Below are 24,228 nucleotides of genomic sequence, written 5' to 3'. Positions count from 1 at the left end.
GTTCTCCCCGGAAGCGGAAGCCAGCGCTTCCCATGACGGCACTCGTGAACTGGCTGCCCGCGGCCGAGAGGGCCGCGGCGTGTCCGGCGGGGAGATGAGAAATGATCTCCCCGGAAGCGCAAGCGCGTCAGCGCTTGCGCTTCTCCCGGACACGCATGTTGACGATGATCGGGGTGCCCTCGAAGCCGTACACCTCGCGCAGGCGGCGCTGGATGAAGCGGCGGTACTGCGGGTCGAGGAATCCGGTGGTGAAGAGCACGAAGGTCGGCGGACGCGTCGACGCCTGCGTTCCGAACAGGATGCGCGGCTGCTTGCCACCACGCACGGGGTGCGGGTGCTCGGCGGTGAGCTCGGCGAGGAGGGCGTTGAACTTGCCCGTCGGGATGCGGGTGTCCCAGCTCTCGAGAGCGGTCTCGAGAGCAGGCACGAGCTTCTCGAGGTGACGGCCCGTGCGCGCCGAGATGTTGACGCGCGGCGCCCAGGTGACGTGCGCGAGGTCCTGTTCGATCTCACGCTCGAGGTACCGGCGACGCTCGTCGTCGAGAAGGTCCCACTTGTTGTAGGCGAGCACGAGCGCGCGTCCCGACTCGAGCACGAGATCGATGATGCGCAGGTCCTGCACGCTCACCGACTCGGTCACGTCGAGCACGACGACGGCGACCTCCGCCTTCTCGAGCGCGGCGCTCGTGCGCAGCGAGGCGTAGAAGTCGGCACCCTGCTGCAGGTGAACGCGCTTGCGGATGCCGGCGGTGTCGACGAAGGTCCAGATCTTGCCGCCCAGTTCGACCTGCTCGTCGACGGGGTCGCGCGTGGTGCCCGCGAGCTCGTTGACGACGACGCGCTCCTCACCCGCGGCCTTGTTGAGCAGCGAGCTCTTGCCGACGTTCGGGCGACCGAGGATCGCGACGCGACGGGGTCCGCCGATCTCCTGCTTGGCGACGGCCGACACCTCGGGGAGGATCGTCATGACGTGGTCGAGCAGATCGGCGACGCCGCGGCCGTGCACGGCCGAGAGAGGCCACGGCTCGCCGAGGCCGAGGCTCCACAGCTCGGCGGCGAGCGGGTCCTTGACAAGGTCATCGGACTTGTTGGCCACGAGGATGACGGGCTTCTTGGTGCCGCGCAGCATGCGCACGACGTGCTCGTCGGTGGCAGTGGCGCCCACGTTGATGTCGACGACGAAGAGCACAGCGTCGGCGAGGTCGACCGCGACCTCCGCCTGCGCCGCGACGGAGGCGTTGATGCCCTGTGCGTCCGGCTCCCAGCCGCCCGTGTCGACGAGGGTGAAGCGACGCCCCATCCACTCGGCCTTGTACGAGACGCGGTCGCGGGTGACGCCGGGCACATCCTGCACGACAGCCTCACGGCGACCCAGGATGCGGTTGACGAGAGCCGACTTGCCGACGTTCGGGCGCCCGACGATCGCGAGCACGGGCAGCGCCGGCATGTAGGTGATGCCGTCGCCGTCCTCGCCGAGGGCTTCGAGCAGGTCGAGGTCCTCCTCGTCGAGGTCGTAATCCGCGAGCCCTGCACGCAGGGAGGCGGCGCGCTGCTCGGCGACGTCGTCGTCGAGCTCAGCGAGGCGCTCGGTCAGTTCGGGGTCGATCGCTTCGAAGGCGTCGTCGGCGTCGTACTCGGCCGCGGTATCGTGTTCGCGCTCGGTCATGTCGTGTCCTGTCGGTGGGAGATGGTGCTCTGCACCAGATCGACGACCGCCTGAACGGTCTGGTCGAAGTCGAGATGTGTGGAGTCGATCGTGGTGACGCCGGGAGCCGCGGTCAGGAAGTCGACCACCTGGGCGTCCCGCCGGTCGCGTTCGCGCAGCTGATCCGCGGTAGCGGCGGATCCGGGCGCGAGTTCGGCCGATCGTCTGGCAATTCTAACCGCCTCGTCGGCCGTCAGCAGGATGCGCACCTCAGCGTCGGGGGCGACGACGGTCGTGATGTCGCGACCTTCGACGACGATGCCGGGCGCGGAGCTCGCGGCGATGATGCGGCGGAAGGCGTCGGTGAGGGCCGCGCGCACCTCGGGGACCCGCGCGATATCGCTCACGACGGCCGAGATCCGGGGCTCGCGGATCGCGGTCGTGACATCCGCATCGCCCACCCGCACGACGGTTCCCGCGTCGGTCACCTCGGTCTCATAGGTGAAGCCGTCGAGCAGCGCCACGACGGCGTCCGAGTCGTCAGTCGCGATTCCCCGCTCGAGCGCGACCCAGGTGAGCGCGCGATACGCGGCCCCCGTGTCGAGGAACGCGTAGCCGAGGGCGCGCGAGGCGGCCTTGCTGACGCTCGACTTGCCGGATCCGGCGGGGCCATCGACGGCGACGACGACGGGGCTCAACGTTCTGCCTCCATGAGGGTCCAGCCGCGCTGTTCGAGCGCGGTCGCGAGGGAGTGTGCGGCTTCCGGCACGACCGAGATCTCGGCGAATCCGACCTTGGCTTCGGGCGAGTGCTCGAGACGGAGGTCTTCCATGTTCACGCCCTCCTCGCCGATCTCGGTGAGGAGTCGCGCGAGCTGTCCTGGGGTGTCGTCGACCTTCACGACGAGCGCCGTGAAGCGCTTGTCCTGACCATGCTTGCCCGGGATGCGGGCGACGCCGTCGTTGCCGGCGGCGAGCGTCTCGGCGAGGGTGCGCCGGGATGCGGGAGCTTCGGGGTCGTCGAGCGCCGCGATCACGCGGTCGAGGTCGTCGCGCAGCGGCGCGAGCACCTTGACGATCTCGCCCGCGTTCGCGCCCAGGATCTGCACCCAGAGCGCGGGGTCGCTCGAGGCGATGCGGGTCGTGTCGCGCAGTCCCTGCCCGGCGAGGCCGAGCGAGGTGCCGCGGCCCTCGCGCAGACGCGAGGCGAGCAGGCTGGCGACGAGCTGCGGGGCGTGCGAGACGAGTGCGACGCTCGCGTCGTGATCCGCGACATCCATCTCGATCGGAACGGCGCCGAGGTCGAGGATCATGTCCTCGATCGCCGCGGCACGGCGGTAGCTGATGCCGTCGTGTCCGGCGAGGATCCACGGGCGGCCGACGAAGAGGTCGGCACGCGCCGACACCGCTCCCCCGCGCTCGCGCCCTGCCATGGGGTGGGTGCCGAGGTAGCGGCTGAGGTCGGCGCCGCGCGCACGCAGCTCGTCGAGCGGCGCGACCTTGACGCTCGCGACATCCGTGACGAGCGCCTCCGGGAAGCTCTCGAGCTCACGCGCGACGACATCAGCGGTGACGTCCGGCGGAACGGCGACGACGATGAGCCCCGGGGCGTCGCCCTCGGCGGGCGCGCGTCCCGCACCATAGGCGATCGCGAGCGCGCGCGTCGACGGCGAGGCGTCGTCGACGATGACGTCGACGCCGCGAGCGGTCAGTCCGAGTCCGATGGAGGCGCCCAGCAGGCCGGAGCCCACGATGCGCACCTGCTCGGCGAGGCGACGATCGGTCATCGAGTGCGTCCCTGTCGTGAGGTGGGGTTGCGGTTCGCCGAGCGGGGCTGCGTCTTCTTCTCGGGCTTCCCCGCGGTCTGCGGCGATCGGGCGAGGCCGAGCAGAGCGCCGACCTCGGCGCGCGTGAGGTCGCGCATGCGACCCGCGGGCAGCGAGCCCAGGTGCAGCGGACCGAACTGGCGACGCACGAGATCGATCACGGGGTGTCCGACCTCGGCCATCATGCGTCGGACGATGCGGTTGCGTCCCGAGTGGAGCGTGAGCTCGACGATCGTGCGTCCGCCCGACGACTCGCCGATCACGCGCGCCTTGTCGGCGGCGATCGGACCATCCTCGAGCTCGACGCCGCTCATGAGGCGACGCAGCGTCTCCTGGCGGACGACGCCGTTCACGGTCGCGAGGTAGGTCTTCTCCACACCGAACGACGGATGCGCGAGCACGTGCGCGAGCTCGCCGTCGTTCGTGAGCACGAGCAGGCCCGTGGTCTCGGCGTCGAGTCTGCCGACGTTGAAGACGCGCTCCCCGGCCTGCTCGACGTACGGCTGCAGATCGGGGCGGCCGCGCTCATCCGACATCGTGCTCACGACGCCCTTGGGCTTGTTGAGCATCAGGTAGCGCTTCTCGCTGTCCACCTGCACAGGCGTGCCGTCGATCTCGACGCGGTCGACGAGCGGGTCGATGCGACGCCCCTGCTCCAGAACGACCTCGCCGTTCACGGACACCCGTCCCTGTGCGATGTACTCCTCGCACACGCGCCGCGACGCAACCCCCGCGGCCGCGAGAACCTTCTGCAGGCGCTCGCCTGTGGGCTCCTCGATCATCGCGCCACCTCGTCGAATCCGTCGGCGCCGTCGGGAAGCAGCGGTGAGATCGGCGGCAGCTCATCGAGCGAGTTGATGCCGAGCTGGGTCAGCAGCAGGGGCGTCGTCTCGTAGTTGATGGCACCGGTCTCAGCGTCGGTGAACGCCTCGGTGATGAGGCCGCGACCGAGCAGCGTGCGCACGACCGAGTCGACGTTGACCGCGCGGATCGCCGCGACCGAGCTGCGGCTGATGGGCTGCTTGTACGCGATCACGGCCAGGGTCTCGAGGGCTGCCTGCGAGAGCTTCGTGGGGCTCTGCGTGAGCACGAAGTCGCGCACGAGATCGTCGTGCTCGGAGCGGACGTAGAGGCGCCAGCCGCCGCCCACCTCACGCAGTTCGAAGCCACGGCGCGGGCCGCCGGAGGCACCGTCGTAGTCCGCGACGAGGCGTGCGATCGCCGCTCGGACCTCAGTGACCGGAGCGCCGAGGGCGGTCGCGAGCGTCACGATCGGGAGCGGCTCGTCGGCGATGAGCATCACGGCCTCGAGACGGCGTTCGATCTCCTCGGGCGTGTATGCGCGCGCGGGCTCGTCGACCTCCGTCTCGGCGGTCGCGACGCCTCCGGTCGCCTCGGTCTCATCGGTCATAGTCGGCCCCCAGGGTCGAAAGCTGTTCATCGTTCCAGTGCGCCGCCGTCCAGCGCAGGGTGAGCTCGCCGAGCGGCTCGAGCTGCTCGAAGCTGATCGCCGCGTGGCGGTACAGCTCGAGCACGGCCAGGAATCGCGCCACGACCACACCGCGCAGATCGGCGCCCGCGATGAGCTCGCGGAAGCTCGTGACCTCCCGCGACCGCAGCAGGGTCACGACGATCGCCGCCTGCTCGCGGATCGACACGAGCGGCGCATGCAGATGATCGAGGCCGACCACAGGGATCGCCTTGGGCGTCATCGCGAAGGTCGCGAGCGCCGCGAAATCATGCAGACTCAGCGTCCACACGAGCTCCGGCGTCTGACGGCGGTACTTCTCCTCGAGGCGCACCGAACGCGCATGCCGCTGCGACTCGGCGACGAGGTGACCCTCGAACCAGCGGGCGGCCTCCTTGAAGGCGCGGTACTGAAGCAGACGGGCGAAGAGCAGGTCGCGGGCTTCCAGCAGCGCCACATCCTCGGCGTCGACGAGCTCGCCCTGCGGAAGGAGCCCGGCGACCTTGAGGTCGAGGAGCGTCGCGGCCACCACGAGGAACTCGCTCGCCTGGTCGAGCTCCTCGACGCCGTTGAGACCCTTGAGGTAGGAGATGAACTCGTCGGTGACCTTCGAGAGCGAGATCTCGGTGATGTCGAGCTCGTGCTTCGTGATGAGCGACAGCAGGAGGTCGAACGGCCCGTCGAAGTTGGACAGCGTCAGGCGGAACCTCGTCGGTTCCGGGGTCGCGGAGGTGTCGTCGGGCGCGGTCTCGTCGACCGCCGCGAGCGCCTCCTGCATGAGGGCGAGTCTAGTTGCCGCACCTGTGGTTCCCCGCCGCGGCGGGCCCGCGGTCAGCGATACGACGCAGCCTGCAGCTCGTACAGCTCGGCGTAGAGCCCGCCCGTGGCGACGAGCTCGTCATGGCTGCCTGCCTGCACGATCCGGCCATCCGCGACCACGACGATGATGTCGGCCATCCGCACGGTCGAGAAGCGGTGCGAGACGAGCACTGTCACGGCTCCCGTCTGCGCACCCACACGGCGGGCGGTGTCGGCGTACTGCTCGAACAGCTCGTGCTCGGCCTGCGCATCGAGCGCCGACGTCGGCTCATCGAGCACCAGCAGCAGGGGCCGCTCGCGCATCATCGCGCGCGCGAGCGCGACCTTCTGCCACTGGCCCCCCGAGAGCTCGGTGCCGTCGTGGTAGCTCTTGCCGAGCAGCGTGTCGAGACCGTCGTCGAACCGTTCGAGGAGCGACTCGGAGCGGGCGCGGTGCAGGGCATCCCGCACGGCCGCGTCGTCATCCATGGCTTCGAGGGCGCCGATGCCGATCGAGCGACGCGCGGCGAGCTCGAACCGCACGAAGTCCTGGAAGCCCGCCGATATGCGGGTGCGCCATTCATCGACCGCGAACTCGCGCACGTCGATGCCGTCGACGGTGAGACTCCCGGCATCCACGTCGTAGAACCGGCACAGAAGCTTCACGAGGCTCGTCTTGCCCGCGCCGTTCTCTCCGACGATGGCCACCGTCGTGCCCGCGGGCAGCACCAGGTCGACGCCGTCGAGGATGCGCGTGTCGGTGCCGGGGTAGCCGAATGCCACACCATCGAGACGGATGCCGTCGCTCAGCCGCTCGGGAACGGGGCGCGGGGCGAGTGGGTCGTCGCGATGCACGAGCTCCTCGACCCAGTCGACCGTGCGCATCATGCGCGCGCCGCGCTGGAGCTGCTGCAGCACCCCGACGGCCGCGGCGACCTGCTGGTTCACCTGGCCGGCGAGGATGATCACGAGGATGACGTCGCCGACACTCGCCCGCCCCTCGGCGGCCTGCGCCACCACGAGCAGGGTCGCGCCCACATACGCCACCGAGAACACCAGCTGGCCGGCGAGCCACGGCACGAGAGCGCGCCCCTGGGAGCGATCGAGGATGCGGCTCGCCGCGTCCCACGACACGCTCTGGCGGCGGCGCATCTCACTCGCGAGCCCTCCCGCGCGCAGCTCCTTCGCCGAACCCGCCGAGATCGCGAGCCGCAGCAGGTGCCAGGAACGGCGAGTGTCGCCCGCGGCCGCTTCGCGCGCGGTGGCGAGGATCGTCTCGGCCCGGCGCCCGAGCAGCAGAGGCGGGATCGCGGCGAGCGGCAGGAGCAGCAGCCAGGGCGAGACGAGTGCGAGGAGCACGGCGGTCGTCGTCATCGCGATCGCGAGAGAGAAGGCGTTGAACAGCGTCTCCACCATCTCCCGTGTGCGCCCCACCTCCTGCCGCAGCACCTGCAGGCGGTCGGCGTAGTCGGCGCGGTCGTGGTGCGCGAGGCCCGCGGAGCCGTTCGACAGCAGGATGAGGCGCCGCTGCAGTGCGAGTTCGGCCGCCTCCCCCAGCTCGAAGTGGAAGATGTGCGCGAAGTGCCCCGCCGTGAGCGCGGCGATGAGCAGCACACCCGCGACGACCGCGGCCGTGACGGCGCCGGTTGCGTTCCCGTCGAGGGCGCGGTCGGTGAGCGCACTCAGCGCACTCGCGGCGAGCGGCACCGCCACCGCCTGCAGCAGCACGAGCACCCCCGCCAGCAGCATCCGCCCGGGGCGCTCGCGCCAGCTCATCGCCGCGAGCGCGCCGATGCCGCGCAGCATGCCGCCGCGCACGGCGGTCTCCGGTGTCGTCGTCGTCATTCCTCCGCCTCCTCGGCGCCGAGCCCGCGGGCGAAGCGGTCCGCCTGCAGTCGGAACAGTCGGGCGTAGTGCCCATCCGCGTCGAGCAGGCTCGCGTGGTCGCCGTCCTCCACGACGCGCCCGTCGGCGATCACGACGATGCGGTCCGCGCGGCGCACCGACGAGAAGCGGTGCGAGATCAGCAGGGATGTGGCACCGCGGGTGATCTCCACATAGCGATCGAAGAACTCCACCTCCGCGCGCACGTCGAGGGCGCTCGTCGGCTCGTCGAGCACGAGCACGCCGGCCCCCTGCCCGAGCGCGTACAGCGACCGCGCGATCGCGACCCGCTGCCACTGCCCGCCCGAGAGGTCGACGCCCCCGTCATAGCCGCGCGACAGCACCGTGTCGAGGCCCCCCGGCAGCTCGTCGAGCACATCCGAGATCGCCGCGCGCTCCGCGGCCTGGTGCACGGCGTCCTCCCCCGCGTCGGCCCAGACGGCGCCGAGCGCGATGTTGTCGCGCGCGGAGAGCTCGTACCGCACGAAGTCCTGGAAGATGACCGACACCGAGCGTCGCCACACGTTCGGGTCGAGGTCGCGGATGTCGACGCCGTTCGCCGTGATCCGCCCGCTCGTCGGTTCGTACAGTCGGGTGAGGAGCTTCACGAGCGTCGTCTTGCCAGCGCCGTTCACGCCCACGAGAGCTGTCGAGCGTCCAGCCGCGAGCTCGAGGTCGAGCCCGTCGAGCACGGGTCGCGAACTGCCGGGGTAGCGGAACGAGACGTTCTCGAAGCGGATGGTGAGCGGCTCGCCGAGGGGCAGTGCGTCAGCGTCTCCTGCCGCCTCCGCCGTGCCGACGTCATCTGACGTGAGCTCGTCACGGCGCTTCTCGACTCGTTGGATCGCGGCGAGGATCTGGGCGCCGAACTGCGTCAGCACATCGGCTTCGGGGTAGTACTGGCCGAGCATGACCGCAAGCGCGACGGCCTGCGTGCCGAGCGCGACGCCCGCGATGTCGATCGCTCCATCGCTCGCGAGCACGGCCATGGCGATGAGCACGCCGAGCACGACGACGAGTCCCGCGATCGTGAAGCCGATGTACGGGCGGAAGAAGATGCGCCGACGCTCCGCCGCCACGCGTCCGAACATCGCGAGGTAGGGGGCGCGCGTACGGTCGGCGATCCACGACGCGAGATCGAAGACGCGCAGCTCCTTCGCGGACGCCGGGCCTGTTCCGAGGTCGAGGAAGTACTCGTATTCGCGGCTGTCCCGCGCGACGTCGTCCCAGACGGTCGAGTACTTGCGCATGCCGCCGCGCTGCCCGTAGCGGAAGATGAGCGTCACGAACAGGATGCCGAGTCCCGCCCACCAGCCGACGACGGCGCTCACGATCGCGACGAGTCCCACGAGCTGGGTGTACCGAGCGAGGAGTGCGACGAGCCCGCTCGACCCCGATCCGGGAGTTGCCCAGTCCGCTTCGAGGAACCGGGTGGCGGCGTCGAGGTGGTCGAGGAACTCCTGATCCTCGAGAACGGCGATACCGGTCGTCGACGAGGCGACGCGCACGAGGTCGTCGCGGACGAGACCGTCGAGTCGGCGCTTCAGCAGGTGTGAGAGCGCTCCCACGACGGGCCCGAGCAGCTGCTGCACCGTGAAGATCGCCGCCGCGATGACGAACCAGACCACGAGAGAGCCCCACGCTGCGCCGCCCGGCCCTTCGGCGACGACCGCCGGGACGAGAGCGATGAGGGTGCTCGTGGCGAGCACGAACGCGACAGGAAGAAGCCCCGAGACGAGGTTGAGGACCACGAGCAGCGAGACCAGCCAGGCTGGCCCCCGCCGCATCAGCGCGAGCAGGCTCAGACGCGGCCGTACCGCGTCATTCCACCAGCGTGACAGCATCGCTCAATTCCCTCCGAGGGCGCCACGCTAGTGGATCCGGGAGGGGGCGCGCCAGCAGACGCGCGGTGAATCAGATCGCAGGCTCAGGCCACGGCCTGGCGGTGCACGAGTTCGCGCGCGAGCTGGCGGTACTGCTCGGCGCCCTGGTGGTCGGGCGCGTAGGTCGTGATGGGGGCCCCCGCGACCGAGGCATCCGGGAACTTCACGGTGCGGTTGATGACCGTCTCGAGCACGCGGTCGCCGAACGCCTCGACGACGCGCTCGAGCACCTCGCGCGAGTGCAGCGTGCGGGAGTCGTACATCGTGGCGAGGATGCCGTCGAGCTTGATCGCCGGGTTGAGGCGGTCGCGCACCTTGTCGACCGTCTCGACGAGCAGCGCGACACCGCGAAGCGCGAAGAACTCGCACTCGAGCGGGATCAGCACGCCGTGGGCGGCCGTGAGCGCGTTGACGGTGAGCAGCCCGAGCGAGGGCTGGCAGTCGATGAGGATGACGTCGTAGTCATCGCTCACCTGGCGCAGAACGCGCGCCAGGATCATCTCGCGAGCGACTTCGTTGACGAGGTGCACCTCCGCCGCCGAGAGGTCGATGTTGGCGGGGATGACATCGAGGCCGGGGGTCGATGTGGACTGGACGGCGGCCTTCGCGTCCTTGGCGGTGCCGAGCAGCAGATCGTAGATCGTGGTGACGTCGTGCGTCGGCACACCGAGGCCCGCGGAGAGCGCGCCCTGGGGGTCGAAGTCGACCGCGAGCACCCGGCGTCCGTACGCCGCGAGGGCCGCACCGAGGCTGATGGTCGTCGTCGTCTTGCCGACGCCGCCCTTCTGGTTGCAGAGCGCGATGATGCGCGCCGGGCCGTGACTGGACAGCGGGCGCGGCTCAGCGAATCGGGTGAGCGGACGGCCCGTGGGGCCGAGTTCGACTCCGAGATCTTCGAACCCGGAGAGCTCTGTGACGTCCTCCCGCTGCGCACTCATGGGGCGAGTCTACGTCCGTGATCGAGACCCTCCGCGGCGCGACAGGCGCACCGCGACCGGGTTCACCTCACCCTTAACCAGAGCTTGAACGTCACTGCGCTCGGGCACGCGGATGGGCCTGCTGATACGCGTCACGGAGCCCGTCGATCGACACATGGGTGTAGAGCTGCGTCGTCGCGACGCTCGCATGCCCGAGGAGCTCCTGCACGACGCGCACGTCGGCGCCGCCCGCGAGCAGGTGCGTCGCGAACGAATGGCGCAGACTGTGCGGCGAGACATCCGTGGTGATCCCCGCGCGCTCCGCTGCGGCACGGATGACGAGCCAGGCGTTCTGCCGGCTCAGCCGCGCGCCGCGCGCCCCCACGAACAGCGCCGGCGTCGCCGAGCCTCCCGAGGCCAGAAGAGGTCGCGCACGCACGAGGTACGCCTCCACAGCCGAGCGCGCGAAGCTCCCGAGCGGCACGATGCGCTGCTTGTCGCCCTTGCCGATCACCCGGATCAGCTCGGGCGTGCCCTCCGCCCCGACCAGGTCATCCACGTCGAGCGTCACGGCCTCCGACACCCGCGCGCCCGTCGCATACAGCAGCTCGAGAAGCGCCTTGTCGCGCATCCGCACGGGGTCATCGCCATCGGTCGCCGCGAGCAGCGCCTCGACCTGCGCGACGCTCAGCGCCTTCGGCAGCCGCTTAGGCTGCTTCGGCACGAGCAGCGACTCGGCCGGATCCTGGGAGAGGACGCCCTCCTCCACCAGGAAGCGCATGAAACCGCGGATCGACGACACGATGCGCGCCGTCGACGCCGGCGACAGCGGTGTCGCGCGCTCCCGCAGGCCCACGACATAGCTGCGCACCGACTCCGCATCCACCGCGGTCGCATCCGCGATGCCGCGCGCGCGCAGCGCCTCGACGAACGCCGTCAGGTCGCGCTGATACGCCGCGATCGTGTTCTCGGACAGTCCCCGTTCGATCGCCACGTGCCGCACGTAGCGATCGAGCTGGCGTGTCAGATCAGCCGCGAGCATGGGCGGTCAGCACCGCGAGCAGAAGGACCGAGTTGCGGATGCGACCCGCGAGCGCCGCCTCGACTGCCTCCGCGAGGGGAACCCATCGCAGCACGATCTCGGCCTCCTCGTCGGTGCGCTCGAACGCCACCGGGGTGGCGGAGAGGCCACGCGCCTCGAAGATCGTGATCGTCTCGTCGCTGCCTCCGGGCGACGTCGCGTAGGTGATGAGCTCGCGCCACTCCGAGGCGACGAGATCGACCTCCTCTGCAAGCTCTCGCTCCGCTGCCGACTGGCGATCCTCGCCGTCGATGTCGAGCAACCCTGCGGGAAGCTCCCAGTCACGCGAGCGGATGGGGTGGCGGTACTGGTTGATGAGCAGCACCCGATCCTCGTCGTCGCGCGCGAGCACCGCCACCGCTCCGGTGTGATCCATGTAATCGCGGACGAGCTCGTGGTCACCGAAGCGGAAGCGGTCGCGGCGGATGTCCCACACCCGCCCCTCGTACACGAGCTCGGATGCCACCACCTCCGCCGGATCCGGCAGATCGGCGAGAGGCCCGTCGACGAGCGCCGCCCGTGCCTCAGCCGAGAGCGTCACCTCAGACCTCGGCGGCGATGATGTCGATGACGGGCTCGCCCTCGACGCCTTCGCCACCCTCCACCTCGAACAGGCGGGTGGCCTGCTGACGCTCCAGCGCCGCACCCACGAGCCCGCGGAACAGCGGGTGCGCGCGGTTCGGGCGCGAACGCAGCTCCGGGTGCGCCTGGGTGGCGACGTAGAACGGGTGCACCTCGCGCGGAAGCTCGACGAACTCGACCAGCCCGTGCTCGGGGTTGGTGCCCGAGATCACGAGGCCCGCCTCGGCGATGCGGTCGACGTAGCGGTTGTTGACCTCGTAGCGGTGGCGGTGACGCTCCTGCGCGACCGGAGCACCGTAGAGCTCCTCGACGATCGAACCGGGCTTCAGCTGCGCCTCGTAGAGGCCCAGGCGCATCGTGCCGCCGAGGTCGCCGCTCTCGAGGATGTCGATCTGCTCCGCCATCGTCGCGATGACCGGGAACTCGGTGTCGGGGTCGAACTCGGACGAGCTCGCGCCCGGCAGCCCCGCCATGTTGCGCGAGTACTCCACGACCATGCACTGCAGTCCGAGGCAGAGTCCGAGCGTCGGGATGCCGTTCTCGCGTGCGAAGCGCAGTGCGCCGAGCTTGCCCTCGATGCCGCGCACGCCGAAGCCGCCCGGCACGCAGATGCCGTCGACATCCGAGAGCATGCGAGCGGCGCCCTCCTGGGTCTCGCACTCATCCGAGGCGACCCAGCGCAGCTTCACCTTCGTCTGGTGGGCGAACCCACCCGCGCGCAGCGCCTCGGTGACCGAGAGGTACGCGTCCGGAAGGTCGATGTACTTGCCGACAAGGGCGATCTCGACCTCGTGGGCGGGTTCGTGCACGGCCTTCAGCAGGTCCGACCAGCGGTCCCAGTCCACCTCGCCGGCCGTGGCGATGTCGAGCTGATCGATGATGTAGGCGTCGAGGCCCTGACGGTTCAGCATCGTCGGGATGTCGTAGATCGACGCCACGTCGACGGCGTTCACGACGGCCCGCTCGTCCACGTCGCACATGAGCGCGATCTTGCGCTTGTTCGGCTCGGAGACCGGGCGGTCGCTGCGCAGCACGAGCGCGTCAGGCTGGATGCCGATCGAACGAAGAGCCGCGACGGAGTGCTGGGTGGGCTTGGTCTTCTGCTCCCCCGACGCACCCATGTAGGGCACGAGCGAGACGTGCACGAAGAACACGTTCTTGCGTCCGAGCTCGTGGCGCACCTGGCGCGCGGCCTCGATGAACGGCTGCGACTCGATGTCGCCGACCGTGCCGCCGATCTCGGTGATGATGACGTCGGGAGCGGGCGTGCCGTCCTCGCCCGGCTGCGCCTGCAGACGCATGCGGCGCTTGATCTCGTCGGTGATGTGCGGAATGACCTGCACGGTGTCGCCGAGGTACTCGCCGCGGCGCTCCTTGGCGATGACGTTCGAGTAGATCTGACCGGTGGTGACGTTCGCCGCTTCGCTCAGGTTGATGTCGAGGAAGCGCTCGTAGTGGCCGATGTCGAGGTCGGTCTCGGCACCATCATCGGTGACGAACACCTCGCCATGCTGGAACGGGTTCATGGTGCCCGGGTCCACGTTGAGGTAGGGGTCGAGCTTCTGCATCACGACATGCAGGCCGCGCGCGGTGAGCAGATTGCCCAGACTCGCGGCGGTGAGGCCCTTACCCAAGGAGGAGACGACTCCACCAGTGACGAAGATGTGCTTGGTAACGGCTGATCCGGGATTGTTCACCACGGGGTTTCAGCGTAATTCACTTTTGCTGACGATGTGCTCGACGCGCGCGAAACGGCGACGAAATTCCTCAGCCAGCCGCGATGTCGAGCAGCTCGCGGGCGTGTTCGAGCCCCGTGGCGGAGTCGGGCAGGCCCGACAGCAGGCGCGCCATCTCGGCGACGCGCGCGTCATCGTCGACACGGCGCACGCTCGACGCCGTCACCGTGCCGTCGCCGTCTTTCACGACCACGAGGTGGTTGTTCGCGAACGCCGCGACCTGGGCGAGGTGCGTCACGACGATCACCTGCGCTGTCTCGGCGAGCTTCGCCAGTCGCCGGCCGATCTCGATCGCCGCTGCGCCGCCCACTCCCGCATCGACCTCGTCGAACACGAATGTCGGCACCGTGCCCTCCGCGGCGAGGACGACCTCGATCGCGAGCATCACGCGAGAGAGCTCACCTCCCGACGCACCCTTCGCCAGCGGACGCGGATCGGATCCGGCGTGCGGGCGAAGCAGGAACGACACGCGGTCGCGCCCTGAGGGGCCGAGTTCGGATTCATCGACCTCGACGACGAGACGCGCGTCGGGCATCGCGAGAGCCGCGAGCTCAGCGCTCACGCGCTCGGAGAGCGAGGTTGCGGCGGCGCGACGACCGGCGGATACCTGCTCGGCGAGCTGCTCGACGCGTGCAGCGGCGTCATCGACCTCGACCTCGAGCGTCACGATGCGGTCATCGTCGCCATCCAGCTCGAGCAGCCGGAGCCCCGCCGAATCGAGCGCGGCGATCGCCTCGTCGACACTGCCGCCGTGCTTGCGCCCGAAGGCAGCGAGGGCCGCGCGCCGCTCCTGCACCGACTCCAGCTCGCGCGCACCGTCGACGTCGAGGCCGCCGAGGTAGCGGGAGAGCTCACTCGAGACCTCTGCGAGCTGGTACGAGACGTTGTCGAGCGCATCCTGCACGGGGGCGAGCGCGGCATCGTGATCCACGACGCGGGCGATCGCCCGGCGCGCCTCCTCGATGAGGCTCACGGCATCCGGCCGGTCCTCCCCCGACTGCGTCGAGACGGATTCCTGCGCGAGCGTCGCCGCGAGGCGCAGCTCCTCGAGATTCCCGAGCCGCTCGGCCGTGGCGGCGAGTTCGTCGTCTTCGCCGGGGCGCGGTGCGAGTTCCGCGAACTCGGCGAGGTCGGCGCGCAGCATCTCCGCCTCGCGTGCGCGGTCGTCGCGCGCCGTCGTGAGCGCGTCGAGTTCGGTCGCGAGCGCCCGCCACGTGCGATAGGCGACGGCGTACTCGTCGAGCAGCGCCCGATGCGCCGAGCCGGCCGCCCCGTCGAGCGCGTCCCGCTGCGCCGTCGCCGAGCGCAGCCGCAGCTGCTCGGACTGACCGTGCACGACGACGAGCTGCTCACCGAGCTCCGCCAGCACACCCACAGGTGTGGAACGACCGCCGACGATGCCGCGACTGCGTCCTTCGGCGGAGAGCGTACGGGCGAGGATCAGCTCGGAGCTGCCGTCGCCGATGGGGTCGAGTTCGCCGCCCGCCTCGCGCACGCGCTCCGCGACCGCGCCGCCGTCGGGCACCAGCCAGCGCCCTTCGACGCTCGCCTGCGCGCTGCCCGAGCGGATCGCACCCGCGTCGGCGCGTTCACCCAGCAGCAGCCCGAGGGCCGTCACGACCATCGTCTTGCCGGCGCCCGTCTCGCCGGTCACGGCGGTGAATCCTGCGCCCAGCGGCAGCCGGGCCTGCCCGATGACGCCGAGGTCTCGGATGGAGAGCTCTTCGATCACGGTCGACCGTTCTCCTCGCTCACGGGGCCGCGCCATCCGGCGACCGGAAGCGCGAACTTGTTGACCAGCCGATCGACGAACGGACGAGGCGCCAGCCGGGCGAGCTTCACGGGCTTGTCGGAGCGGCGCACGATGACGCGGGCACCGGGCGGCAGATCGAAGGGGCGGCGACCGTCGCACCACAGCACGCCGCTTCCCTGCGAGCGGTCGAGGAGCTCGATCGCGACCGGCGATTCCGGCCCGACCACGAGCGGTCTCGCGAAGAGCGCGTGCGCCGACAGCGGCACGACGAGGATCGCCTCGACGCTCGGCCACACGACGGGGCCCCCCGCCGAGAACCCGTAGGCCGTCGACCCGGTGGGGGTCGACACGACGACACCGTCGCAGCCGAAGCTCGACAGGGGGCGCGAGTCGATCTCCATGACGACCTCGAGCATGCGCTCGCGCGCCGCCTTCTCGACCGTCGCCTCGTTGAGCGCCCAGGTTTCGTACATGACCGTGCGGCCGCGCTTCACGCGCACGGCGAGTGTCATGCGCTCCTCGACGACGTAGTCCCGCTGGAGGATGCGATGCACGGTCTCGTCGAGGTCCTCGCGCTCGGCTTCGGCAAGGAAGCCGACGTGCCCGAGGTTCACACCGAGCAGCGGCACATCCGCCGCCCGGACGAGCTCGGCGGCGCGCAGGATCGTGCCGTCGCCCCCCAGAACGACGACGAGCTCGAGCGCGTCGAGCGGCACATGCGTGCCGAGCCCGGCCAGCGGCGCGAGATCCGGCGCGGCGGCGCGCAGATCCTCGATCTCCTCAGCCGACACCACAGGCGTGAGCCCTGCCGCGAGGAGCCGGCGGCATACGTGGATGCCAGCCTCGAGCGAATCCTCACGGCCGGTGTGGGCAACCACGAGGATGTGGCGCGCGTCATCGGTCATCTCCCCATTCTGTCGGAAACAGCCGACCGCGTCCGGGAGATCTCCCCATGCCGCGCGCCGACGGCGAGCTGTCAGGCGAGGGCGGCGACTGCCTCGCGATGCGCACCCGGATCGTGCGCCCCGGCACGCAGGTGCACGAGGTACTCGCGGTTTCCGTTGCCGCCGAGGATCGGACTGTCCACGATGGCGACCGCTCCGAGCCCCAGATCCCACGCCGCCCACAGCACGCTCGTGGCGGCGTCCTGGCGCAGTGCGCGATCGCGCACGATGCCCTCCTTCACACCGGTGCGACCGACTTCGAACTGCGGCTTGATGAGCAGCACGAAGTCCGCTCCCGGCTCCGCGAGATCGCGCAGCGGTGCGAGCACCTGCGTGAGCGAGATGAAACTGAGGTCGCCCACCACGAGGCTCGGCCATCCGGATGCGGCGAGCTCGTCGCGCAGCGTGGTGAGGGCGTCGGCGTCGCGAGTCAGATAGCGGAGGTTCTGCCCCTCCAGGTCGACGACGCGAGGATCATCCCGCACGCTCGGCGCGAGCTGGCCGTGCCCCACATCCACGGCGAGGACACGCGCAGCGCCGCGCTCGAGGAGCACCTGGGTGAAACCGCCGGTCGAGGCTCCCGCATCGAGTGCCACCCGCCCCGCGGGATCGACCCCGAATGCGTCGAGCGCACCCACGAGCTTGTGGGCGCCCCGGCTCACATAGTGGTCGCCGCCCTCCACCTCGATCGAGCTCGTCGCTTCGACCTTGACGGATGCCTTGACGACCTCGCGACCGTCGACGCGCACAAGGCCCGCTGTGATCGCCTCCGCCGCCGTCGCACGCGACCGAGCGAGACCACGACGCACGAGTTCGACGTCGAGTCGCACCGGTGCGTCAGCTGCCCCCGGCTCGTCAGGCATGAGCGCGCGGAGAGTCGCCCGACTCCAGACGCGCACGCAGCTCGTCGTGGACCTGCGCGAGAGCTGCCGCACGGTCCGCGAGCGGCTGGTCTTCGATGAGCCGCAGGCGCGACACGAGAGCGCTCGGCTCGTCGTTGCGCTCCCCCGTCTCGGGCGTCGACACGTCGTCAGTCATGAGTCGAATATAGGTCGGGCTCGATGTCGAGCGCGTAGATCGGCACGCCTGCACCCCACACTGCGGCGCAGGCGGCGCGCAGCAGGTTGATCGGAGTGCCGGCCACAGCGATCCGCAGGGCCGACCCCTGGTGGCGCACGACGGCGTCACCGACGCTCACGTAGCGCACCCCGCGTGCATCCGTCTCATCGACGGTCACCGGATACGGCGCGAAGAGTCCGCGCAGATCCTCGACGATGAACGTCGGCCGTGAATCGCGCGCCGCCGCAAGCAACTGCTTCGGCCCGTCGATCCCGGTGAGCACGAGCGCCGAGTCCATGCCCGCGCGCACGGCGCCCATGATGTCGGTGTCGAGCCGGTCGCCCACGAAGAGCGGCTTCTGTGCGCCGAAACGCGCGACCGCGGCGTCGAAGATCGGCTTCTCGGGCTTTCCCGCCACGACAGGCAGTCGCCCGACAGCGGTGTGCACGGCCGACACGAGGGTGCCGTTGCCTGGCGCCGTTCCGCGGGCCTGCGGGATCGTCCAGTCGGTGTTCGTGGCGACCCACGGGATGCCATCATCACCGCCGGCGAGAGCGAATGCCGCCTCGGCGAGGTCCGCCCAACCGACGTGCGGGGCGAAGCCCTGCACGACCGCGGCGGGAGAATCCTCAGCCGAGCGGGTGATGCGATAGCCCGCACGCTCGAGCTCGTAGGTGATGCCCTCGCCCCCGACGACGAGAATCGTCGACCCGGCGGGAACCAGCTCCGCGAGCAGCGTCATGGCCGCCTGCGGGCTCGTCACGACATCGTCCGACTCGGTCGAGAGACCGAGCTCGCGCAGGTGCTCGGCCACCGACATCGGGGTCCGAGCCGCGTTGTTCGTGAGGAACCCGACGCGAGTCCCACTCTCAGCGACAGCCGAGAGGGACTCCACGGCGTGCGGAATCGGATTCGGCCCCGCGTACACGACCCCGTCGAGGTCGGCGAGAAGCACATCCACCCCGTCAAGCGGGGCGGCACCCGCGGCCGTCGTCACTCGGCGGCACCCGCCTCGGGCTCGTCGGCGGTCGCCTCGGACTCCGCGCCCTCAGCCTCGACCTCGGACTCCTCATCGAACTCGAGGAACTCCTCGATGATCTCGACAGTGTCCTGGCCTTCCGGCACAGAGGCCTGCTCGAGCGCGATCGTGGCGCGGTCCGAGCGCTGCCACCACTGCTCAGCTTCCTCCTCGCGCCCCAGCTCATCGAGAACCGTCGCGTAGGCGTCGAAGAGCGCGGGGCTCCACGAGTACGCGCGCTCGGGGTCGAGCTGCGGGATCTGCAGTTCGCCGAGTGCCAGCTCCGGCTGCCCCAGATCGAGACGCGCACCGGACATGGCGATCGCAAGAGCGACCTGCACGGCCGGCTCCAGCGTGTCGCGCGGCACCGAGCGTCCGAGCTCGAGAGCAGCCTGCGGGCGGCCGACGCCGCGCTCGGAGTCGACCATGAGCGGAAGCTGATCGTCGCGCCCCGTGATGCGGCGGTACGTGCGCAGCTCGCGCAGCGCGAGAGCGAAGTCGCCCGTCGCGTAGGCGGTGATCGCGGCGGTCTCGCGCACGACGCCCACCCGGCCGGCGCGACGTGTCGCGGCGAGCGAGTGCGTGTGGGCGAGCTCGGGATCGGTGTCGATGAGCTTCGCGGCCATCACGAGGTGACGCGCGACCCAGTCGGCGTTCTCCTTGCTGAGGGTCTTGAGCTCGGTGCGAGCGACCTTGTCGAGCTGGTTCGCGGTGACGTCCTCGGGGATCGCCGGGTCGTCGTAGCGCGGACGGTCATCCTGGCCGGGACGCGAGTCTCCGAACCGCTGGTCGTCACGCGCGCGGGCACCGCGGTATCCGTCGCCACCGTCACGGGCACCACCGTCACGACCGCCGCGGTATCCAGCACCACCGCCGTCACGCGCTGCGCCGTCACGACCGCCGCGGTATCCAGCACCACCGCCGTCACGCGCACCACCATCACGGGCACCGCGGTATCCGTCGCGGGCGCCTCCGTCACGGGCACCACCGTCACGACCGCCGCGGTATCCAGCACCACCGCCGTCACGCGCACCACCATCACGGGCACCGCGGTATCCAGCACCACCGCCGTCACGCGCACCACCATCACGGGCACCGCGGTATCCAGCACCACCGCCGTCACGCGCACCACGGGCCGGGCGCGCGTCGCGGTCACCCCAGGCGGGGCGAGACTCACGGTCACCACCCGCGGGGCGAGCATCGCGATCAGCACGCGCGGGACGCGCATCACGGTCACCGCGTGCCGGACGCGCATCATCACGATCGCCGCGCGCAGGACGCGCGTCACGATCGCCCCAGGCGGGGCGAGCCTCACGGTCACCGCGCGCAGGACGCGCGTCACGATCGAACCGGCCGGGGCGCGTATCACGGTCTCCGCGCTGGGGGTTGCCATCGCGTCCTCCGCGACCGGCGTCGCCGGTGCGCCCGTCACGGTCGCGATCACGGCCATAGCGCGCGGGGGCGCCGTCACGTGCGGGGCGCTCAGCACCATCACGCGGACGCCGCGGCTTGTCGTCGCGCGCCGGGCGCGCAGCCGAGCGGTCACCCGAGGTGTCGGGCTTGCCCGCGCGATCGCGGCGCTCGTGAGAATTGGGGTTGTCGCCGCGTCGGGACGCGGGCTTGGGGGTCTCGTCTGACATCGAACTCCTGAGTCGCTCTATCGTATCGCGACCCGGCTGGCAACGGCGTCAGGGAGCGCGGCACGCCCTCTCTGACGCCGATGACACCCCGCGCGAGCTCGATTCGAGCCCGCAGGAGAACCGACCTCGCGGTCGTGAACAGCATCGACTCCGCGCCTGAGATTTCGGACAGTGTGATGCCGGCTGGCAACTTCACAGCAGCATCTGAGACAGCGACACCCCCGAGCCGCACGACGGCCACACACGTCGCACGCACTGCATCGCCTTCCGCCGTAACTCGGTGAGCGGTGCTGTGGAGGCGCTCCCCCGCAGCGGGCACGGTATCGAGTTGAATGCGGCGTTGCACGCCTGAGGCGTCCCGCACACTCTGACGCCCCGTTCTGGATCTCCAGGGCGGGGCTTCGTCGTTTCTCCGGGGCGCTCTGGAACGGGTGAAGCTCGCTGCCGGTGGATATGCGAAAAGCCCACCTGGTGGGGTGGGCTCGAGATGGGTGTGTGCGGCTGTAGTGGTGGTGATGGTGTGTTAAATGCGAAAGGGCCCACCCGTGAGGGTGGGCCCTTTCGTAAAAGGAGTCCGGCGGTGTCCTACTCTCCCACAAGGTCCCCCTTGCAGTACCATCGGCGCTGTAGGTCTTAGCTTCCGGGTTCGGAATGTAACCGGGCGTTTCCCCTACGCTATGGCCGCCGTAACAATATTGATTGTATCAGCCATGTGCTTCGATTCTTGTTCGAAGCGGGTTCCGACCGTCAATCGGGAACCACAAAGTGGACGCGTGCAACATAAACTTATGTGTTGTCAAGTTATCGGCTTATTAGTACAGGTCAGCTGCATGGGTCTTTAGTCCCCACTTCCACATCCTGCCTATCAACCCAGTAGTCTAGCTGGGAGCCTCTCCCCCGAAGGGATGGAAATCTCATCTTGAAGCCGGCTTCCCGCTTAGATGCTTTCAGCGGTTATCCGTTCCGAACGTAGCTAATCAGCGGTGCTCCTGGCGGAACAACTGACACACCAGAGGTTCGTCCATCCCGGTCCTCTCGTACTAGGGATAGATCTTCTCAAATTTCCTACGCGCGCAGCGGATAGGGACCGAACTGTCTCACGACGTTCTAAACCCAGCTCGCGTACCGCTTTAATGGGCGAACAGCCCAACCCTTGGGACCTACTCCAGCCCCAGGATGCGACGAGCCGACATCGAGGTGCCAAACCATGCCGTCGATATGGACTCTTGGGCAAGATCAGCCTGTTATCCCCGAGGTACCTTTTATCCGTTGAGCGACAGCGCTTCCACAAGCCACTGCCGGATCACTAGTCCCGACTTTCGTCCCTGCTCGAGCCGTCACTCTCACAGTCAAGCTCCCTTGTGCACTTACACTCGACACCTGATTGCCAACCAGGTTGAGGGAACCTTTGGGCGCCTCCGTTACTTTTTGGGAGGCAACCGCCCCAGTTAAACTACCCACCAGGCACTGTCCCAGAACCGGATTACGGTTCGTAGTTAGATATCCAGAGTGACCAGAGTGGTATTTCAACAATGACTCCACGAACACTGGCGTGCCCGCTTCAAAGTCTCCCACCTATCCTACACAAGCCACACCGAACACCAATACCAAGCTGTAGTAAAGGTCACGGGGTCTTTCCGTCCTGCTGCGCGTAACGAGCATCTTTACTCGTAGTGCAATTTCGCCGAGTTCGCGGTTGAGACAGCTGGAAGTCGTTACGCCATTCGTGCAGGTCGGAACTTACCCGACAAGGAATTTCGCTACCTTAGGATGGTTATAGTTACCACCGCCGTTTACTGGGGCTTAAATTCAGAGCTTCGCCGAAGCTAACCCCTCCTCTTAACCTTCCAGCACCGGGCAGGCGTCAGTCCGTATACATCGACTTGCGTCTTCGCACGGACCTGTGTTTTTAGTAAACAGTCGCTTCCCACTGGTCTCTGCGGCCCTGCAGCGCTTCCCGGAGCAAGTCCGTTCACGCCTTAGGCCCCCTTCTCCCGAAGTTACGGGGGCATTTTGCCGAGTTCCTTAACCACGATTCTCTCGATCTCCTTGGTATTCTCTACCTGACCACCTGAGTCGGTTTGGGGTACGGGCGGCTGGAACCTCGCGTCGATGCTTTTCTTGGCAGCATAGGATCACCCACTTTTTATCCGCATCGTGTCTCAGCCTTCATGAGAGACGGATTTGCCTATCTCTCGGCCTACGCACTTGCCCCGGGACAACCATCGCCCGGGATGGGCTACCTTCCTGCGTCACACCTGTTAATACGCTAGCCGCACCAGCATGGGGTCGAGCGTTAGGCCGGACGTTTCACCCCGAAGGGATCCATCTACCGGATTAGGACTCTTAGCACCACTGGATTAGCTTGGGCGGTTCTTCGCCGGTACGGGAATATCAACCCGTTGTCCATCGACTACGCCTGTCGGCCTCGCCTTAGGTCCCGACTTACCCAGGGAAGATTAGCTTGACCCTGGAACCCTTGGTCTTTCGGAGGACATGTTTCTCACATGTCTTTCGCTACTCATGCCTGCATTCTCACTCGTGTGGCCTCCACGGCTGGGTTACCCCGCCGCTTCGCTGGCCACACGACGCTCTCCTACCGATCCGCACGGCTGGACCACGAAGGCCTACCTATAATGCGAATCCTACGACTTCGGTGGTGTGCTTGAGCCCCGTTACATTGTCGGCGCGGAATCACTTGACCAGTGAGCTATTACGCACTCTTTCAAGGGTGGCTGCTTCTAAGCCAACCTCCTGGTTGTCTCTGCAACTCCACATCCTTTCCCACTTAGCACACGCTTAGGGACCTTAGTCGGTAGTCTGGGTTGTTTCCCTCTCGACGATGAAGCTTATCCCCCACCGTCTCACTGCTGCGCTCTCACTTACCGGCATTCGGAGTTTGGCTGACGTCAGTAACCTTGTAGGGCCCATCGGCCATCCAGTAGCTCTACCTCCGGCAAGAAACACGCAACGCTGCACCTAAATGCATTTCGGAGAGAACCAGCTATCACGAAGTTTGATTGGCCTTTCACCCCTATCCACAGCTCATCCCCTCGGTTTTCAACCCAAGTGGGTTCGGTCCTCCACGACGTCTTACCGTCGCTTCAACCTGGCCATGGATAGATCACTTCGCTTCGGGTCTAGGGCATGCGACTCATTCGCTCTATTCGAACTCGCTTTCGCTACGGCTGCCCCTCACGGGTTAACCTCGCCACATACCACTAACTCGCAGGCTCATTCTTCAAAAGGCACGCTGTCACACCTGCTAGGGGTGCTCCAACGGTTTGTAAGCAGACGGTTTCAGGTACTATTTCACTCCCCTCCCGGGGTACTTTTCACCTTTCCCTCACGGTACTTGTCCGCTATCGGTCATCTGGGAGTATTTAGGCTTACCAGGTGGTCCTGGCTGATTCACACGGGATTTCTCGGGCCCCGTGCTACTTGGGATCCCTTCCAACGCTGTGCGACATTTCGGTTACGGGACTGGCACCCTCTCTGGTCGGCCTTTCAATGCCGTTCACCTATATCGCACGAGTCGCAGTGAACTTCGGCAGAAGTTCGTGAAGGTCCCACTACCCCGACCATGCAACGCCTGCCGGCTATCACACATGATCGGTTTGGCCTCTTCCGGTTTCGCTCGCCACTACTAACGGAATCACGGTTGTTTTCTCTTCCTGTGGGTACTGAGATGTTTCACTTCCCCACGTTCCCTCTACCCGCCCTATATATTCAGGCGGGAGTCATCAGGTCGTCTTGCAACGCCTGACGGGGTTTCCCCATTCGGAAATCCTCGGATCAAAGCTCTGTATCTCCCCGAGGCTTATCGCAGATTCATACGTCCTTCTTCGGCTCCAGATGCCAAGGCATCCACCGTCTGCTCTTAGAAACTTGACTACATGAGTTTATTTAGAATCGATCGGCCACACCCGAAGGTGCAGCAGATTGACCAATGATCTATCGGGAACAGCCTCAGAAAGGCTGCTCCTTGTTTGATC

Annotated in this window: 19 protein-coding genes and 2 rRNA genes; all 21 read right to left on the bottom strand. The window is 68.1% G+C overall.

Translation table 11 applies throughout. The features are described 5' to 3' along the window. Nucleotides 1-127: 127 nt before the first annotated feature. The 21 genes from der to HCR12_RS05855 all read right to left on the bottom strand — a co-directional run bounded on the left by der (nt 128) and on the right by HCR12_RS05855 (nt 24,127). Nucleotides 128-1,666: a ribosome biogenesis GTPase Der gene (der, locus tag HCR12_RS05955; RefSeq protein ID WP_166869709.1), complete on the bottom strand. Its 1,539-nt coding sequence runs from the start codon at nt 1,664-1,666 to the stop codon at nt 128-130. Further along, nucleotides 1,663-2,343 (bottom strand): (d)CMP kinase, encoded by a 681-nt coding sequence (cmk, locus tag HCR12_RS05950; protein ID WP_166869710.1) that lies wholly within the window; start codon nt 2,341-2,343, stop codon nt 1,663-1,665. Before cmk ends, der begins: the two co-directional genes overlap by 4 nt. Next, on the bottom strand, nt 2,340-3,431 hold the full coding sequence (locus HCR12_RS05945) for a prephenate dehydrogenase (RefSeq protein WP_166869711.1): 1,092 nt from the start codon (nt 3,429-3,431) through the stop codon (nt 2,340-2,342). The genes cmk and HCR12_RS05945 overlap by 4 nt, the downstream gene beginning before the upstream one ends. Beyond that, complete coding sequence (locus HCR12_RS05940) at nt 3,428-4,252, bottom strand: pseudouridine synthase (RefSeq protein WP_166869712.1); 825 nt, start codon at nt 4,250-4,252, stop codon at nt 3,428-3,430. The genes HCR12_RS05945 and HCR12_RS05940 overlap by 4 nt, the downstream gene beginning before the upstream one ends. Continuing rightward, complete coding sequence (gene scpB, locus HCR12_RS05935; protein WP_166869713.1) at nt 4,249-4,881, bottom strand: SMC-Scp complex subunit ScpB; 633 nt, start codon at nt 4,879-4,881, stop codon at nt 4,249-4,251. Before scpB ends, HCR12_RS05940 begins: the two co-directional genes overlap by 4 nt. Next, complete coding sequence (locus tag HCR12_RS05930) at nt 4,871-5,716, bottom strand: segregation and condensation protein A (protein ID WP_166869714.1); 846 nt, start codon at nt 5,714-5,716, stop codon at nt 4,871-4,873. The genes scpB and HCR12_RS05930 overlap by 11 nt, the downstream gene beginning before the upstream one ends. Nucleotides 5,717-5,769: 53 nt before the next feature. Continuing rightward, nucleotides 5,770-7,581 carry an ABC transporter ATP-binding protein gene (locus tag HCR12_RS05925; RefSeq protein ID WP_224763692.1) on the bottom strand — a complete coding sequence of 604 codons (1,812 nt, stop codon included), beginning with the start codon at nt 7,579-7,581 and terminating at the stop codon, nt 5,770-5,772. Beyond that, complete coding sequence (locus tag HCR12_RS05920; protein WP_166869715.1) at nt 7,578-9,464, bottom strand: ABC transporter ATP-binding protein; 1,887 nt, start codon at nt 9,462-9,464, stop codon at nt 7,578-7,580. Before HCR12_RS05920 ends, HCR12_RS05925 begins: the two co-directional genes overlap by 4 nt. An 83-nt stretch (nt 9,465-9,547) precedes the next feature. Beyond that, nucleotides 9,548-10,441 (bottom strand): ParA family protein, encoded by an 894-nt coding sequence (locus tag HCR12_RS05915; RefSeq protein WP_166869716.1) that lies wholly within the window; start codon nt 10,439-10,441, stop codon nt 9,548-9,550. 91 nt (nt 10,442-10,532) lie between these two features. Continuing rightward, nucleotides 10,533-11,462, bottom strand: a complete 930-nt coding sequence (xerD, locus tag HCR12_RS05910; protein WP_166869717.1) for a site-specific tyrosine recombinase XerD — start codon at nt 11,460-11,462, stop codon at nt 10,533-10,535. Beyond that, on the bottom strand, nt 11,449-12,042 hold the full coding sequence (locus HCR12_RS05905; protein ID WP_370589337.1) for an NUDIX domain-containing protein: 594 nt from the start codon (nt 12,040-12,042) through the stop codon (nt 11,449-11,451). Before HCR12_RS05905 ends, xerD begins: the two co-directional genes overlap by 14 nt. A 1-nt stretch (nt 12,043) precedes the next feature. Continuing rightward, nucleotides 12,044-13,783, bottom strand: a complete 1,740-nt coding sequence (locus tag HCR12_RS05900) for a CTP synthase (RefSeq protein WP_166869718.1) — start codon at nt 13,781-13,783, stop codon at nt 12,044-12,046. Nucleotides 13,784-13,850: 67 nt separating this feature from the next. Further along, nucleotides 13,851-15,551: a DNA repair protein RecN gene (gene recN / locus HCR12_RS05895; RefSeq protein WP_166869719.1), complete on the bottom strand. Its 1,701-nt coding sequence runs from the start codon at nt 15,549-15,551 to the stop codon at nt 13,851-13,853. Beyond that, entirely contained in the window at nt 15,548-16,477 is a 930-nt protein-coding gene (locus tag HCR12_RS05890; protein ID WP_166869720.1) for an NAD kinase, read from the bottom strand. The genes recN and HCR12_RS05890 overlap by 4 nt, the downstream gene beginning before the upstream one ends. Before the next feature lie 71 nt (nt 16,478-16,548). Next, on the bottom strand, nt 16,549-17,379 hold the full coding sequence (locus HCR12_RS05885; RefSeq protein ID WP_166869721.1) for a TlyA family RNA methyltransferase: 831 nt from the start codon (nt 17,377-17,379) through the stop codon (nt 16,549-16,551). After that, entirely contained in the window at nt 17,372-17,554 is a 183-nt protein-coding gene (locus HCR12_RS05880) for a hypothetical protein (protein WP_166869722.1), read from the bottom strand. The genes HCR12_RS05885 and HCR12_RS05880 overlap by 8 nt, the downstream gene beginning before the upstream one ends. Beyond that, the gene (locus tag HCR12_RS05875; RefSeq protein WP_166869723.1) at nt 17,547-18,572 is read right to left on the bottom strand and encodes an HAD-IIA family hydrolase; all 1,026 of its coding nucleotides are present in this window, start codon (nt 18,570-18,572) and stop codon (nt 17,547-17,549) included. Before HCR12_RS05875 ends, HCR12_RS05880 begins: the two co-directional genes overlap by 8 nt. Next, nucleotides 18,569-19,219 (bottom strand): hypothetical protein, encoded by a 651-nt coding sequence (locus tag HCR12_RS05870; protein WP_166869724.1) that lies wholly within the window; start codon nt 19,217-19,219, stop codon nt 18,569-18,571. The genes HCR12_RS05875 and HCR12_RS05870 overlap by 4 nt, the downstream gene beginning before the upstream one ends. After that, on the bottom strand, nt 19,219-20,139 hold the full coding sequence (locus tag HCR12_RS05865; protein ID WP_166869725.1) for a hypothetical protein: 921 nt from the start codon (nt 20,137-20,139) through the stop codon (nt 19,219-19,221). Before HCR12_RS05865 ends, HCR12_RS05870 begins: the two co-directional genes overlap by 1 nt. Nucleotides 20,140-20,805: 666 nt before the next feature. Next, a 5S ribosomal RNA gene (rrf, locus tag HCR12_RS05860) occupies nt 20,806-20,922 on the bottom strand. A 103-nt stretch (nt 20,923-21,025) separates the two neighbouring features. Next, a 23S ribosomal RNA gene (locus HCR12_RS05855) occupies nt 21,026-24,127 on the bottom strand. Between the last annotated feature and the right edge of the window lie 101 nt (nt 24,128-24,228).

Source organism: Salinibacterium sp. ZJ70 (genome assembly GCF_011751865.2).
Lineage (GTDB): Bacteria > Actinomycetota > Actinomycetes > Actinomycetales > Microbacteriaceae > Homoserinibacter.
This window is presented reverse-complemented; position numbering and strand designations above follow the sequence as displayed.